Annotated in this window: 13 protein-coding genes; 8 read left to right on the plus strand and 5 right to left on the minus strand. The window is 65.9% G+C overall.

What is annotated here, in order from left to right:
- Positions 1-92: 92 nt before the first annotated feature.
- The 4 genes from ACVWWQ_RS06575 to ACVWWQ_RS06590 form a co-directional block, all read right to left on the minus strand.
- Entirely contained in the window at positions 93-596 is a 504-nt protein-coding gene (locus ACVWWQ_RS06575) for a TPM domain-containing protein (RefSeq protein WP_133951302.1), read from the minus strand.
- Complete coding sequence (locus ACVWWQ_RS06580; protein WP_133951304.1) at positions 596-1,480, minus strand: TPM domain-containing protein; 885 nt, start codon at positions 1,478-1,480, stop codon at positions 596-598. The genes ACVWWQ_RS06575 and ACVWWQ_RS06580 overlap by 1 nt, the downstream gene beginning before the upstream one ends.
- A complete protein-coding gene (locus ACVWWQ_RS06585; protein ID WP_133951306.1) occupies positions 1,480-2,100 on the minus strand; it encodes a LemA family protein in 621 nt (206 codons plus the stop codon). Before ACVWWQ_RS06585 ends, ACVWWQ_RS06580 begins: the two co-directional genes overlap by 1 nt.
- An 83-nt stretch (positions 2,101-2,183) precedes the next feature.
- On the minus strand, positions 2,184-2,558 hold the full coding sequence (locus ACVWWQ_RS06590; RefSeq protein ID WP_099654003.1) for a diacylglycerol kinase: 375 nt from the start codon (positions 2,556-2,558) through the stop codon (positions 2,184-2,186).
- 284 nt (positions 2,559-2,842) lie between these two features.
- Between ACVWWQ_RS06590 and ACVWWQ_RS06595 the strand changes: the two genes are divergently transcribed.
- From ACVWWQ_RS06595 to ACVWWQ_RS06605, 3 genes are all read left to right on the plus strand, one after another.
- Complete coding sequence (locus ACVWWQ_RS06595; protein WP_133951308.1) at positions 2,843-4,384, plus strand: oligopeptide:H+ symporter; 1,542 nt, start codon at positions 2,843-2,845, stop codon at positions 4,382-4,384.
- Between the two features lie 61 nt (positions 4,385-4,445).
- The gene (locus ACVWWQ_RS06600) at positions 4,446-5,723 is read left to right on the plus strand and encodes an ATP-binding protein (RefSeq protein WP_133951310.1); all 1,278 of its coding nucleotides are present in this window, start codon (positions 4,446-4,448) and stop codon (positions 5,721-5,723) included.
- 70 nt (positions 5,724-5,793) lie between these two features.
- Entirely contained in the window at positions 5,794-6,378 is a 585-nt protein-coding gene (locus ACVWWQ_RS06605; RefSeq protein WP_133951312.1) for a response regulator transcription factor, read from the plus strand.
- A gap of 78 nt (positions 6,379-6,456) precedes the next feature.
- On the opposite strand, the gene ACVWWQ_RS06610 is transcribed toward ACVWWQ_RS06605, so the two are convergent.
- Complete coding sequence (locus tag ACVWWQ_RS06610; protein ID WP_133951314.1) at positions 6,457-7,659, minus strand: MFS transporter; 1,203 nt, start codon at positions 7,657-7,659, stop codon at positions 6,457-6,459.
- A 132-nt stretch (positions 7,660-7,791) separates the two neighbouring features.
- Here ACVWWQ_RS06610 and ACVWWQ_RS06615 point away from each other — a divergent pair, with 132 nt between their 5' ends.
- From ACVWWQ_RS06615 to ACVWWQ_RS06635, 5 genes are all read left to right on the plus strand, one after another.
- Entirely contained in the window at positions 7,792-8,793 is a 1,002-nt protein-coding gene (locus ACVWWQ_RS06615; RefSeq protein ID WP_133951316.1) for a polyprenyl synthetase family protein, read from the plus strand.
- 673 nt (positions 8,794-9,466) lie between these two features.
- Positions 9,467-10,087 (plus strand): YceI family protein, encoded by a 621-nt coding sequence (locus ACVWWQ_RS06620; protein WP_133951318.1) that lies wholly within the window; start codon positions 9,467-9,469, stop codon positions 10,085-10,087.
- On the plus strand, positions 10,084-10,635 hold the full coding sequence (locus ACVWWQ_RS06625; protein WP_133951320.1) for a cytochrome b: 552 nt from the start codon (positions 10,084-10,086) through the stop codon (positions 10,633-10,635). Before ACVWWQ_RS06620 ends, ACVWWQ_RS06625 begins: the two co-directional genes overlap by 4 nt.
- A 26-nt stretch (positions 10,636-10,661) precedes the next feature.
- Positions 10,662-11,207 carry a YceI family protein gene (locus ACVWWQ_RS06630; RefSeq protein WP_133951322.1) on the plus strand — a complete coding sequence of 182 codons (546 nt, stop codon included), beginning with the start codon at positions 10,662-10,664 and terminating at the stop codon, positions 11,205-11,207.
- A 9-nt stretch (positions 11,208-11,216) separates the two neighbouring features.
- Positions 11,217-12,581 carry a GTP-binding protein gene (locus ACVWWQ_RS06635; protein ID WP_133951324.1) on the plus strand — a complete coding sequence of 455 codons (1,365 nt, stop codon included), beginning with the start codon at positions 11,217-11,219 and terminating at the stop codon, positions 12,579-12,581.
- The last annotated feature ends 445 nt before the right edge of the window (positions 12,582-13,026 follow it).

Consider the following 13,026-nt stretch of genomic DNA (forward strand, 5'->3'; position numbering starts at 1 on the left):
AACGGTTGAGGCAAGAAGAAAGCGCAGCCCTTTCGGGCTGCGCTTTTTTTGTGGATGCAAGAGCGGCGGCGGCCCGCGCCGCGCGCACGACCTCAGAGCAGCACGGGCCGGTCCGGCAGTTCGTCCGGGTTGGCACGGCCATCATCGGGAAAATGCCGCGCCAGCAAGGCATGCGCCGCAGCGATGCCCTCAAGGCTTCCTTCCCGCCATTGGCCGCGGGCGTAGCAGTCGCGCATGCGCGAGCAGACGGCGTCCCACTCGCCCGTCGTCACCTTTGCCGCAATTCCGCGATCGGCGATGATCTCGATCCGATGCTCGGCCATCAGCACGTAAAACAGCACGCCGCTGTTGCATTCGGTGTCCCATACGCGCAACTGGCCGAATACCTGCCGCGCGCGTGACGGCGCATCCAGACCGTCGAGAATCGCCAGCGGCGCCAGGCGCGACTCGATCGCGAAGCAGACTTCCCCCTGATGGGTGGTCTCGCCTGCCTTGATGGCCGCCGCCATTTCGTCCAGCAGCGCCGTCGGGAAATTTCGCCGCAACTGGAACCAGCCGCCAAACAGGTTGGTGCACAACCGCTGCATGCGTGCCATCACCAGCTCCCCGAAGAACCGCCGCCGCCAAAGCTGCCGCCGCCACCGCTGAAGCCGCCGCCGCCGAAACCACCGCCCCCGCCGCTGCCCCAGCCACCACCACCAAAGCCGCCCCAGCCACCGCCGCCGATCGAGCGGCCGGCGCCACCCGGCAACAGCATCAGCACGCCACCGACCAGCGCTCCCAGCAGGCCGGCGCCCATCGAAATCAGCAGCCACAGCAGGCCGCCGATGGCCAGTGCACCCAGCGGCGCGCGCAACCACACCGGTGCGCGTCCAAAGATGCCACGCATGAACAACGCCGCGAATATCGCGATTGTCAGGCCGCTGTGCAGGTTCGGTCCGGAATGGGCATCTTCGGTAGAGCCCCGAACGGGCGCCGGCAGCGCCTCGCCGTTGATCAGCTGGGTCAACGCGCCGACCGCGTCGCTGATGCCGCCGAAGTAATCGTTGTTGCGGAATTTCGGGGCGATGTATTCGCGGGTGATCCGCGCCGTGGCCGCATCGGGAATCGCGCCTTCCAACCCGTAACCGACTTCGATCCGCACCCGCCGGTCATCCTTGGCGACCAGCAGCAACACACCATCGTCGGTGCCCTTGCGGCCGACCTTGTTGGCCTCGGCCACGGCCAGCGAGTAGCTCGCAATGTCCTGGTCGCCGGTGCTGCCGACCATCAGCACCACCAGCTGCGCGCCCTTGGCCTTCTCCAGCGCCACCAGCTGCGCATCCAGCTGGTCGACCTGCTGGGTAGTCAGCGTGCCGGTGAGGTCGGTGACATGCCGCGCCAGCCTGGGAGTGGCGACATCCGCCGCGTGCAGCAGCACCGGCAACAGCAAGGCCATTGCCAGCGCCAGCCACCGGCGCGGAAGACGCCAGGCCATCATCAGTGCGTCGAGGCGGCGGGTGCCGGTGCACCGGTGCCGAAATCAACCTTCGGCGCGGTGGAGATTTCCTGCTCATTCTGTACGCTGAAATTCGGCTTGACCTTGTAGCCGAAGATCTTCGCGGTCATGTTGTTGGGGAAAGTGCGGATCATGCTGTTGTACTGCTGCACCGACTGCACGTAGCGGTTGCGCGCCACGGTGACCCGATTCTCGGTGCCTTCCAGCTGCGCCTGCAGGTTCTGAAACAGGCCATCGGCCTTCAGTTGCGGGTAGTTCTCGCTGACCACCATCAAACGTGACAGCGCATTGCCCAGCTCGCCCTGGGCGGCCTGGAACTGCTGCAGCTTCTGCGGATCGTTCAGCGTATCGGCGTTGACCTGCAGGCTGCCCACCTTGGCGCGCGCCTCGGTCACCTCGACGAAGACCTTTTCCTCGTGCTGGGCGTAGCCCTTCACGGTGTTGACCAGGTTTGGCACCAGGTCGGCGCGGCGCTGGTACTGGTTGAGCACTTCCGACCAGGCCGCCTTGACGGCTTCGTCCTGTTTCTGGATCGCGTTGTAGCCACAGCCCGAAAGCATCAGCACAAGCAGCAGCATGACAAGAAGGCGCAAGGTTTTCATGGATGACTCCGGCCGATGGAAGCGTTCATTCGATCATCCCATGGCCCGCACTGCAATCGTGTGGACATGGGTGACCCGTCAATTCACGCGAACAGGCGCGGCCCCAGGATCAGCGCCCAACTCAATACCACCAGCACCAGCAGCACAAACACGGCCGCCGAGCCCATGTCCTTGGCCCGTCCGGCCAATTCGTTGAACTCCGGGCTGACCTTGTCCACCACCGCCTCGATCGCCGAATTCAACAATTCGGCCGACAACACCAGCAGCGGCGCGAGAATCAGCGCCAACTTCTCCAGCCCGCCGTGGCCCAGCCACAGGCCCAGCGGAACCATCACGATGGCCAGGCAGGCCTCCAGCCGGAACGATGCCTCGTGCTTCCAGCCGGCCCGCAGACCCTTCATGGACCACTGGAATGCGTTCCATACCTGCCTGGGGCCGCGAAATCCTTCGGCAGCCATTATCGGAGTCGCCGCCGGGGCAACAGGTTCGAATCGGCGATAGGCATGGAAAGACAAGCTCCGTGGCACAGGCAGTGGCTGGCGCCTGATGATGCCACAAGCACTCGTTGGCCAGCGCTGGTCACGCTTGGCCAAGCATTGGCGGCAGGGCGTTGTCATGTCGCACTGCAGCTACACGCTGACGGCGAATAGGTTAGGCTTCGTCGGTTGTGGTCCGTTCAGGATCACATGTTGAAGGCGCGTGCCAGCACGCCGCCATGGTCTGAAACCCGCACGGAAAACATATGGCAACCCAGAACCCACCCGTCTCGCAGACGAAGTCATTCAGTACCGTCTTCCTGATCGAAATGTGGGAGCGCTTCGGCTACTACGGCATGCAGGCGCTCATCGTGTATTACATGGTGCAGCGTCTGGGTTTCCCTGACGACAAGGCCAACCTGGTCTGGAGCGCCGCGGCGGCGCTGATCTACGTGGCACCGGCGATCGGCGGCTGGGTCGGCGACAAGGTGCTCGGCACGCGCCGCACCATGCTTATTGGTGCAACCATCCTGGCGATCGGCTATGCGCTGATGGCGGTGCCGGGCGAAAGCGTCTGGTTCCTGTATTGCTCGCTCGGCGTGATCGTGGTCGGCAACGGCCTGTTCAAGCCCAATGCCGGCAACCTCGTCCGCAAGATCTATGACGGCGACGATTCCAAGATCGACAGCGCGTTCACCATCTACTACATGGCGGTGAACATCGGCTCGACGATCTCGATGCTGCTGACGCCGTGGATCAAGGATTACATCAACGACAAGTACGGCAATGAACTGGGCTGGCATGCGGCGTTTGCGGTCTGCGCCTTCGGCCTGCTGGTCGGCCTGACCAATTATTTCGTGATGCGTCGGGCGATGAGCCACGTCTGCTCCACGCCGGACGAAAGTCCGGTCAACATGGGCAAGCTCGGCGCCGTGCTGGGTATTGGCGTACTGGCGGTGTTTGCCTCCGCCTATGTGCTGGGCCACGAGTCGGTGGCGCGCATCTTCGTGTACGTGGCCGGCATCGTGGTGCTGGGCATCTTCGCCTACCTGATCAGCCGCAGCGAACGTTCCGAGCGTGCCGGCCTGATCGCCGCGCTGGTACTGACCGTGCAGACGGTGTTCTTCTTCGTGTTCTACCAGCAGATGTCGACCTCGCTGAATCTGTTCGCGCTGCGCAACGTCAACCCGAGCTTCGACATTTTCGGTTTCCACCTGTGGAACTGGGCGCCGGCGCAATTCCAGTCGTTCAATCCGATCTGGATCTTCATCCTCAGCCCGCTGCTGGCCTTCATCTACAACGCGGCTGGCCGCAACGGCAAGGACATGTCGATTGCCACCAAGTTCGCGCTGGGCTTTGCCGCGGTCGCGCTCGGCTTCTTCATCTACAGCTGGGCCAACCACTTCGCGGTGGACGGCAAGACCAGTTCGTGGGTCATGGTCTGGGGTTATGGCGCTTCTTCGTTGGGCGAACTGCTGGTCAGCGGCCTGGGCCTGGCGATGATCGCGCGCTACGTGCCTGAACGCATGGGCGGCTTCATGATGGGCGCCTACTTCGTGGCCTCGGGCATTTCGCAGTACCTGGGCGGCATCGTGGCGAATCTGGCCAGCGTGCCGGAAACCATCACGGACCCCGTGCAAACCATGCCCATCTACACCTCGCTGTTCGCCAAGCTGGGTTGGGCCGGCATCGCCTGCACCCTGATTGCGCTGGCCGTGCTGCCGCTGATGAGGAAACTGTCGGCCGAGCATCACGCCCACAACAAGGCCACCGAAACGCCGCTGCCCACCATCGGGTCCGAGCAGTAATACCCACCATGCTCCCGGCTCGGGTTCGAGCCGGGAGCATGGTCGCCGGGCTGGAAAACGCATGCCTCACCAGACTTTCAACCGTCGCGTCGGCCCCTTCGCACTGACCCGCACCCTGGCATGGCTGCGGATCTGCGCCATCGCCGGCCAGAGCACCGCCGTACTGGTCTGTGCCTGGTGGATGCACCTGAACGTGCCGTTGCTGCCCCTGCTGGTCGGCATCGGAGTACTGGCGGTGTTCTCCGTATTCGCCGCGTGGCGGCTCATCCAGCCGTGGCCGCTGGGCGAATGGGAGGCGATCGGCCATATCGCCTTCGATACGCTGGTGCTGGGCTACCTGCTGTATTTCACCGGCGGCGCCAGCAATCCGTTCATCACCCTGCTGCTGGTGCCGATTGCGCTCAGCGCAGCGGCGCTGTCCGCGCGTTCGGTGCTGTCGGTATCCACGCTGGCCGGCGTGGCCTACGTGATCCTGCTGTACTGGCACCAGCCGCTGCCCGCCGCGGTGGGCGAATTTTCCTCCAGCCGCTTTTCGCTGCATGTGGCCGGCATGGGCGTCAATTTTGTGATCATGGCGCTGCTGCTGAGTTTCTTCATCAGCCGCCTCGCCCATGTGCTGCGACTGCAGCAGCTCGAAGTGCAGCGGGTGCGCGAACGCGCGCTGCGCGACGAGGGCATCTTGGCCATTGCCACCCAGGCCGCCGGCGCCGCGCACGAGCTCAACACGCCGCTATCGACCATGCGCACGCTGCTGCCGGAATTGCGCCGCGAACACGCCAACGAAGCCGCGCTGGCCGAGGACCTGGCCCTGCTGGAAGGCCAGGTGGATCGCTGTCGCACGATTCTTCGCGAGATGGTGGCGTTCGGCAAGGCGCAGCTGTCACACGAGCCGGAGCGGATCACGCTTTCCCAGTTCGTACATGGCTGCCTGGAGCGCTTCCAGTTGCTGCGGCCGGAAGCCGAGCTGACGGTGACGCTGGCGCCGGAGCTCGGACCCACCGTGCTGCGCACCCCACCTGGCTTGCGTCATGCACTGCTCAACTTGTTGAACAATGCCGTCGATGCCTCGGCCATCCACCAATCGTATGCAGTGGCACTGGAAATTTCGCGCGATCGCGACTGGTTGCAGTTGTGTGTGCGCGACCACGGTCCCGGCTTCGACGATGATCCGGACATCACCGCGCTCGGCCATTCGCACAAGCTGACCGGGCTGGGCATTGGCCTGGCGCTGGCCGAAGCCACCGCCGAACGACTTGAAGGCGAATTGATCGCCGGCAATACCGGACACGGGGCCCAGGTCTGCCTGCGCCTGCCGCTGGCGGTGATTGCCGAAAAATAGGTCGTCGGACGTGCAAGTCCGGCCGCTTCCGGCAAGAATGGGCGCTTGATCCCGATCAGGAAACACTGCGATGACCGAGTTGCCCCACGCCGCCACGGCGCGCCCGTTGCTGCTGGTCGATGACGATGCGACCTTTCTTCGCGTGCTGGCGCGCGCGTTGGGCTCGCGCGGTTTCGAGGTGATCACGGCCAGCAATCTCGACGAAGCCCGTGCGCTCACCCGTCGGCACAACCCGCGCTACTGCGTGCTGGACCTGAAACTGGGCGAGGAAAACGGCCTGCGCCTGATTCCGGAACTGCATACGCTGGTGCCGGATCTGCGCGTGCTGCTGCTGACCGGCTACGCCTCGATCGCCACCGCAGTGGAAGCGATCAAGCGCGGCGCCCACGACTACCTGGCCAAGCCGGTTGATGCCGACGCGGTGGTGCGCGCACTGCTCGATGGCGACAGCGAGACCGACGACAACGACCTGCCGGAGGCCCCCGAACAGCCGCTGGCGTTGCGCCGACTGGAGTGGGAACACATCCAGCGCGTGCTCACCGAATGCGACGGCAACATCTCCGAGACCGCCCGCCGCCTCGGCATGCATCGCCGCACCCTGCAGCGCAAGCTGAGCAAGCATCCGGTACGCGAACGCCCCGACCGCGAGGACTAAGCGCCGCCGATCCCGACGTCCGGTCATCAACCACGGCCACACACGCTGTGCGCGAATGCAACGCGCACGGAACCGGCGTTACGCGGGCTGCGCGTCCAGGGTGGCAGCACGGCTGATTCGGCGCGCGCCGACGAACACCAGCGGCAGCCACAGCACGGTGAACGCGGCGGCGCAGACGAACACGCCATCGGGGCCGAGCCGGCCCAGCGCGATGCCGCCCAGGGTGCCGCCGACGAACGCGCCGATGAACTGGCTGGTCGAATAAGCGCCCATGGCCGCGCCGCGCAGATGCTCGGGCGCCAGTCGTGAAACCAGGCTGGGCAAGGCCGCTTCCAGCAGGTTGAACGCCGAGAAGAACACCGCCGCCGCCACGCCGAACGCGGCCAGATGGCTGCCGGAAAGCGCGAAGCCGAGCAACGCCAGCCCGATCGCCACCACGCAGATCATCACGATGCGCAGGCTCTGCGCAATCTCGCGCATGTGATGCAGGCTCGCGCCCATCACGAAAGCGGCGACCGTCATCACCGGCAGATACACCTCCCAATGTCGGTTCACCGGCAGGTGCAGGGTGTTGGCCAGCAGCAGCGGCAAGCCGACGAAGCTGGCGGTGAGCAGTGCATGCAGGAAGAACACCGAGCCGTTCAACACCATCATGCGACCGTCGCGCAACATCGACAGTACCGGTCCGAAACCGGCCGCGGCCGGTGCCCTTGCACGTACCGGCGTGGGCACGATCAGCCACAGCAGGGTCAGCGAGACCAACGCCAGGATCGAGGTGGCGCCGAACAGGCCGGGCAGACCGGCAACGGCTTCCAGCGGCGGACCGAGGATCAGCGCCAGCAGGAACGCCAACCCGATCGACACGCCGATGATGCCCATCACCTTGCCGCGGTTTTCTTCAGCCGTGAGATCGGCCGCCAGTGCGATGCCGGCGCCGGCCACCGCGCCCATGCCCTGCACCGCGCGCCCGATCACGATGCCGGTAAGCGTGTGCGACATCGCCGCGATCAGGCCGCCGATGGCGAACAGGATCAGCCCGATGGTGATCGCCGGCTTGCGTCCGATCCGATCCGACAACAGACCCAGCGGAATCTGCAACAACACCTGGCCGATGCCGTACACGCCCAGCGCCAGGCCGATCATGAAGCCGGTCGCATCGGGCATCGACTTCGCGTACAGCGAAAACACCGGCATGATCAGGAACAGGCCGAACAGGCGCAGGCTGATCACGCAGGCCAGGGTCAATGCGCTGCGCAATTCGAGACTTGAAAGTTTGCTCACGGGGATAGGCACATCGAGAAAGGCATGCCCGGCATTATAGGGTGACCCCCGCATGGCAGTTTGTGGCGACATGTCGCGGCGCAAGTTCCTGCAGGCCCCTATAATCACGTTCTACGCCGCTGTGATGCCTTCATGAATTCGATGCCCGCCGACGCTCCCCGATCCGCCGACTTCGCCCAGGTGCGCGACCTCGCCGCTGCCGACATGCAGCGGGTCGATGCGCTGATCCGCCAGCGGTTGTCGTCCGACGTGGTGCTGATCAACCAGATCGCCGACCACATCATCGCCTCGGGCGGCAAGCGGTTGCGCCCGATGCTGCATGTGCTTGCCGCCGGCGCGGCCGGTTATCACGGCGAACATCACACCAAGCTCGCCGCGATCATCGAATTCATCCACACCTCGACCCTGCTGCACGACGACGTGGTCGACGAGTCCGACCTGCGCCGCGGCCGCAAGACCGCCAATGCCTTGTGGGGCAATGCCGCCAGCGTGCTGGTCGGCGACTTCCTGTATTCGCGCTCGTTCCAGTTGATGGTGGAACTGGACGACATGCGGATCATGCGCATCCTCGCCGACACCACCAATACCATCGCCGAAGGCGAGGTGCTGCAGCTGCTCAACATCGGCAACGCGGATGTGAGCGAAGCGGACTATCTGGCAGTGATCGAGCGCAAGACCGCGGTGCTGTTCGCCGCCGCCACGGAATTGGGCGGCATCCTCGGTGGCCTGCCCGAAAACCAGGTCGCCGCGCTGCGCCACTACGGCATGGAGCTGGGCTACGCGTTCCAGATCGCCGACGACCTGCTCGACTACACCAGCGATGCCGGCACCCTGGGCAAGAACATCGGCGACGACCTCGCCGAAGGCAAGCCCACCCTGCCGCTGATCTATGCGCTGGAAAAGGCCAGCGCGGAACAGGTGCGGTCGCTGCGCCACGCGATCGAGCACGGCGGACTGGATTCGCTGGACCGCATCATCGCCTCGATCAGCGAATCGGGCGCGCTCGACCGCACCCGCGACCGCGCACTGCAGCATGCCGAAGCGGCGCGTGCGGCGCTGTCCGTGCTGGCACCGTCGGCCCATCGTGACGCCCTGGCGGCGCTGGCCGATTACTCGGTGCAGCGCACGTTCTGAACGCCAACCCAGACACTCCTGCTGCGAACCGTGCTCCTTTTTGTAGGGCGGACACCGTCCGCCGCACACAACCTCGCACCACACGGCCGAAGCCGGCGGGCAGTGCCCGCCCTACGCACCAATCGGTGCAGAGCACGTTCCAAACGCCAACCGCACACTCCTGCATGCGAACCGTGGTAGCCTTGGTACGCCGCACACTCCCGCGCACCACGGCCGAAGCTGGCGGGCAGTGCCCGCCCTACGCATCGTTCGGTGCAACGCACGTTCTGAACGCCAACCCGGCACTCCTGCAGCGAACCGTACTCGCCTTGGTAGGGCGGACACCGTCCGCCACACACTCCCGTGCACCACACAGCCGAAGCCGGCGGGCAGTGCCCGCCCTACGCACCATTCGGTGCAGCGCATGCTCTGAACGCCAACCCGGACACTCCGGCACGCGGCGCGTGCTCGCCTTGGTAGGGCGGACACCGTCCGCCACACACTCCCGCGCACCACGGCCGAAGCCGGCGGGCAGTGCCCGCCCTACGCATCGTTCGGTGCAGCGCACGTTCCAAACGCCAAACCGGCACATCGGCCGTCATGGCGCTCCTGCGGCGATGGGCTTGCCCAGGAAAACCCGTCGTTCAGCCTTGGCCGCTGGCGGCCTTGCCACCGATCGGCCAGACTTCATCCCATGCTTCGCTCGTGCTCAACCCGTTGGCTATGGTGTCTTGCGGCAATCCTGCTGCCGCTGGCGTCGGCGCATGCCGCCGGCAGCGGCTGGCGCTACGACACCGTGCACAGCCAGGTGGTTTTCAGCATCAGCCACAACGGCTATTCGCGACCGTTCGGGCGCTTGCATATCGCACGCGGCTGGCTGCGCTTCGACCCGAACGACTGGCGCCATGCCGCGACCGAACTGGACATCGACCTGGCCAGCGTCGACATGGGCGATCCGGAATGGAATGCCGCGGTATGCAAGCCGGCCCTGCTGGATTGCGCGCGGCAACGCTACGCGCATTTCGCCAGCACCCACGTCGAGCGCAAGGACGATCACCACGGCGTGCTGCATGGCCAGCTGACCCTGCGTGGCGTCACCCGCGCGCTGGATATCCCCTTCACCTTCAACCGCGCCGCGCGAACCCTCTTCGAGACCCATGAAGTGGCCGGGTTCTCGGCCACGGCCATGCTGAAACGCGGCGACTTCGGCCTCACCGCCAACCCCAACTCGATCGGCGCCCAGGTCAGCGTGTGGCTGGAACTGGAAGCCCTTCGCGACGACCACGCCGTTCCACCGACCCGGGAGCAACCATGAGTCTGCGCAGCAACGCCCGCCAATGGGGCACGATCAGCAAGTCCTTCCACTGGATCATCGCGCTGGCCATTCTCGGCAACGGCCTGTTCGGCCTGTTGATGGACCTGGCGCACTCGCCGATGCAGAAAATCAACTGGCTGGCACTGCACAAGTCGATCGGCCTGACCGTGCTGGCGCTGGCGCTGCTGCGCATTTTGTGGCGGCTCTCTGAGCGCCGGCCCGTCGAGGAACCCGCCCCGCGCTGGCAGCAACTTTCCGCGCGCGTGGTGCACGGCGTGCTGTACGTGATGATCGTGATGATCCCGCTCAGCGGCTGGTGGTTCAACTCGGTCACCGGCAAACCGCTGCAGTGGTTCAAGCAATTCAACCTGCCGGCGCTGGCGGCGAAGAACGACGAACTGCGCCCGTTCGCCCATGCGGTGCACGAATACCTGTTCTGGTTCCTGATTCTGGTGCTGGTGGCGCACGTCGGCGCCGCGCTGAAGCATCATGTATTCGACCACGACAACGTGTTGCGCCGGATGCTGCCATTCGGCCGTCCGCGCTGACCACCCGCGCCCCTCGGAGACTCGCCATGAAACGTTTCGTCATCCTGCTGGCACTCGCCCTGCCCGGCGTCGCCGCCGCCACTGACTACACCGTGCAACCGGCGTCGAGCACGCTCGGTTTCAGCACCACCTTCCAGGGCGAATCGTTCGACGGGAAGTTCGGCCAGTGGACCGCCGCCATCAGCTACGACGCGGCCAAGCTCGCCAGTTCGAAGTTCGATGTCGAGGTGCAGCTGGCCAGCGCGAAGACTGGCGACAGCGATCGCGACAGCGCCCTGCCCGGCAAGGACTTCTTCAACGTCGCGACCTTCCCGACCGCGCACTTCGTCACCACCGGCTTTCGCCAGGTCGCCGGCAAGGTGATCGCCGACGGCCAACTCAGCCTGCATGGCGTGACCCATCCGATGAGCCTGGCAGTGACCTTCAAGCCGCAGGGCAGCGCGGCCACGCTGGACGTCAGCGGTACGCTGAAACGGCTGGACTTCGGCATCGGTACCGGCGATTACGCCGACACCTCGGTGATTGGCGGCGACGTCAAGATCACCGCCCATCTGCAGCTGACGGCAAAGTAGTCCGCCGCGATGACGCGCGACAGCCTGTGGGCGCGACTGCGCGGCTTGGTCAGTCCGGTTCGCGAAGATGGCCCCACCACCCCGGCGCCGCGCGTGACTGCGGGCTCCCACCAGGTCGCCGACAGCTTGCGTGCGCTGCTGGATGATCCGACCATTCCCGCCTCCGTGCGCAGCGAACTGGCCACGGATTTCGGCCGTATCGAAAGCATGCTGGACAAGCTGCAGCGCGGCGAGCTGCATGTAGCCGTGTTCGGCCGCGTGTCCGCCGGCAAGTCGGCGTTGGGCAATGCCTTGCTGGGTCGCGAAGCATTCACCGTGGGCGTTCTGCACGGCACCACCACCACCGCCGACCACGCCGTGCTGGACGAGGCACAGCACGACGGCCTGGTGCTGATCGACACCCCCGGCATCAATGAACTGGACGGTGAAGCGCGCGAGCGGCTGGCCTTCGAGGTGGCCGAGGTCAGCGACCTGGTGATCTTCGTCTGCGACGGCGACCTCACCCGCGAGGAACTCGATGCACTGAAAAACCTGGCCGCCACCCAACGTCCGCTGCTGCTCGCCCTGAACAAGGCCGATCGTTACGGTCGGGACGAACGCGACAGCCTGTTGCAGCACCTGCGCCTGCGCGTGGCCGGCCTGGTGCGCGCCGAAGACGTGCTGGCAGTGGCCGCGCATCCCGCCGCGCAGCGCGTGGTCGAAGTCGACGCGCGCGGTCACGAGCACGAACGCGAGCAGCCGCGCACGCCCGACGTCGCAGCGCTGCGCGAGCGCCTGCTGGCGATCGCCGCACGCGAAGGCAAGACGCTGTCGGCGATCAACGCCGGCCTGTATGCGGGACGGCTCACCGACCAGGTCAGCGCACGCATCGCGCAAACCCGCCAGGCCGTGGCAGCCAAGCTGATCCATAACTACTGCATCGCCAAGGGCGTCGCCGTCGCGCTGAATCCGATCCCCGTCGCCGACCTGCTCGCCGCCGCCGGACTGGATGCCGCCATGGTGGTCCAGCTTTCGCGCGTCTACGGCCTGCCGTTGACCCGCGCCGAATCCGGCCGACTGGTCGCCGTCATCTCCGCCCAGCTGGTCGCCTTGATGGGCGCGATCTGGGGCATGCAACTGGTCGCCTCGGCGCTGAAAGGCGTCACCGCTGGCCTGTCCGTGGTGGTCACCGCCGCCGCGCAAGGTGCGCTGGGCTGGTACGCCACCGTGCTGATCGGCCGCGCCGCCGAGCGCTACCTGGTCGGCGGAAAATCCTGGGGCGAAGCCGGCGCCAAACGCGCCGTCGCCGACATCGTCGCCAGCCTCGACCGCGACTCGATCCTGCGCGAAGCCCGCGAGGAAATCCTCAAGCGATTGAAGTCACGGGCGCATTGAGCGCGGGTGTGGGCCCCGGCCGAAAGGCATCGCGCACAGGGTGCGCTCCTACGAGGGTGGCGCTATACGCGAAGGGGCCCGTAGGGCGCGCACTGCGCGCCGGATTTTGCCTCGTCGCGAAGAGCCGGGGGCAGTGCCCGCCCTACGAGGCGGCGCGCGCTCAAGGGGCCAGGGTGATACGCACATTCGGAGCGCGTCCGTAGGAGCGCACCTTGTGCGCGATGCTCTGGTGGGCCCCGGCCGAAAGGCATCGCGCACAGGGTGCGCTCCTACGAGAGCGGCGCTTTACGCGAAGGGGCCCGTAGGGCGCGCACTGCGCGCCGGATTTTGCCTTGGCGCGAAGAGCCGGCGGGCAGTGCCCGCCCTACGAGGCGGCGCGCGCTCAAGGGGCCAGGGTGATACGCACATTCGGAGCGCGTCCGTAGGAGCGCACCTTGTGCGCGAT

Source organism: Rhodanobacter sp. TND4EL1, from assembly GCF_054061035.1.

Bases quoted from the DNA above. Each gene is read 5' to 3' on its own strand.
- ACVWWQ_RS06575 (WP_133951302.1), bottom strand. From the start codon at position 596: ATGGCACGCATGCAGCGGTTGTGCACCAACCTGTTTGGCGGCTGGTTC.
- ACVWWQ_RS06580 (WP_133951304.1), bottom strand. From the start codon at position 1,480: ATGATGGCCTGGCGTCTTCCGCGCCGGTGGCTGGCGCTGGCAATGGCC.
- ACVWWQ_RS06585 (WP_133951306.1), bottom strand. From the start codon at position 2,100: ATGAAAACCTTGCGCCTTCTTGTCATGCTGCTGCTTGTGCTGATGCTT.
- ACVWWQ_RS06590 (WP_099654003.1), bottom strand. From the start codon at position 2,558: ATGGCTGCCGAAGGATTTCGCGGCCCCAGGCAGGTATGGAACGCATTC.
- ACVWWQ_RS06595 (WP_133951308.1), top strand. From the start codon at position 2,843: ATGGCAACCCAGAACCCACCCGTCTCGCAGACGAAGTCATTCAGTACC.
- ACVWWQ_RS06600 (WP_133951310.1), top strand. From the start codon at position 4,446: ATGCCTCACCAGACTTTCAACCGTCGCGTCGGCCCCTTCGCACTGACC.
- ACVWWQ_RS06605 (WP_133951312.1), top strand. From the start codon at position 5,794: ATGACCGAGTTGCCCCACGCCGCCACGGCGCGCCCGTTGCTGCTGGTC.
- ACVWWQ_RS06615 (WP_133951316.1), top strand. From the start codon at position 7,792: ATGAATTCGATGCCCGCCGACGCTCCCCGATCCGCCGACTTCGCCCAG.
- ACVWWQ_RS06620 (WP_133951318.1), top strand. From the start codon at position 9,467: ATGCTTCGCTCGTGCTCAACCCGTTGGCTATGGTGTCTTGCGGCAATC.
- ACVWWQ_RS06625 (WP_133951320.1), top strand. From the start codon at position 10,084: ATGAGTCTGCGCAGCAACGCCCGCCAATGGGGCACGATCAGCAAGTCC.
- ACVWWQ_RS06630 (WP_133951322.1), top strand. From the start codon at position 10,662: ATGAAACGTTTCGTCATCCTGCTGGCACTCGCCCTGCCCGGCGTCGCC.
- ACVWWQ_RS06635 (WP_133951324.1), top strand. From the start codon at position 11,217: ATGACGCGCGACAGCCTGTGGGCGCGACTGCGCGGCTTGGTCAGTCCG.